Source organism: Asaia sp. W19, from assembly GCF_003994335.1.
GTDB lineage: Bacteria > Pseudomonadota > Alphaproteobacteria > Acetobacterales > Acetobacteraceae > Asaia.
The window spans coordinates 1-962 of the sequence record NZ_PNQZ01000192.1; the positions used below are offsets into that span (position 1 = coordinate 1).

The window sequence follows — 962 nt, forward strand, 5'->3', positions numbered from 1 at the left end:
TAACGTGACATCACCATCGTATCTGCCGGTAATTCCCGCTCGTGGCCGTTCGAAGGGCATCACGATGTCCCCCCCCCCCCGCATATCTCCTCCCGATTGACGGGCGCGTAATCGGATCATCGTTATCCGGGGGAGAGGGAGCTCAGGAACACGTTAATCTCAATCAATGACGCGGTATGCAGGAAGCGCTTTTTCACTTTGGAGGGATGGCAAGAGAGATCAGCAATGATTTGTCATGATGTCTTGATGTCAGATTTAACGGTGTTTTTTCCCGCTGAATGATGCTCTGCTCACGAAACCGGCATAAAATGACGACTCTCAGGGTCCAAAAAACCTGTCGGTTTTCTTAAAAGACGGTCATCCGTCCACAGGGAGCTTGAGCCAGACATTGTCCTCTTCCGTCCTGCGCCTCTTTTCCGTCTGTTTTGCCGTGCCTTGTCTGGTCTCTGGCGCCTATGCCCAGGAGACGACATCCGTAGCGTCCTCCGGAGCGACGCCTGATGGCGCGCCAGCGCCCGCCGGGCTGGGAGCGATCAATGCAGGCCAGCAGCCCTCTGCCCTGACCCAGACGTCGTTATCCGAGCTTCACAAGGATACGACGGTTGCGCCCTTGCCGAAGCCCGAGGCAATTTTCGTCAATCCCTTGGGCGTCAATGCCTGGCTGCGTGAACGCGGCATCGCCATCCTGCTCGACAACACGAATGAAATGTCAGGCATGCTCAATGCCCCGACGAAAGGCCTTGGACTGCGTCAGGGCGCGAGTAATGCTGGCCAGTACTCGATGGAGAACGACATCGACTGGGAGCGTCTGGCAGGCTGGACCGGGTTCTCGACCCATGACGTGATCGTCGGGCGTTACGGTATCCCCGCCAGTCGCATGTTCGGTGACAACCTCAACCCCAGCCAGGAAATCTATGGCGGTGGCGGGAACGTGGTGGTCCATCTGGGTTATGCCTATGGCG

Annotated in this window: 1 protein-coding gene; it reads left to right on the forward strand. The window is 57.4% G+C overall.

Annotated features, from left to right (window positions below; genetic code table 11):
* Positions 1 to 559: 559 nt before the first annotated feature.
* Positions 560 to 962 (forward strand): carbohydrate porin (locus C0V97_RS17910; RefSeq protein WP_233582264.1); only part of this gene is annotated, 403 nt, incomplete at its 3' end.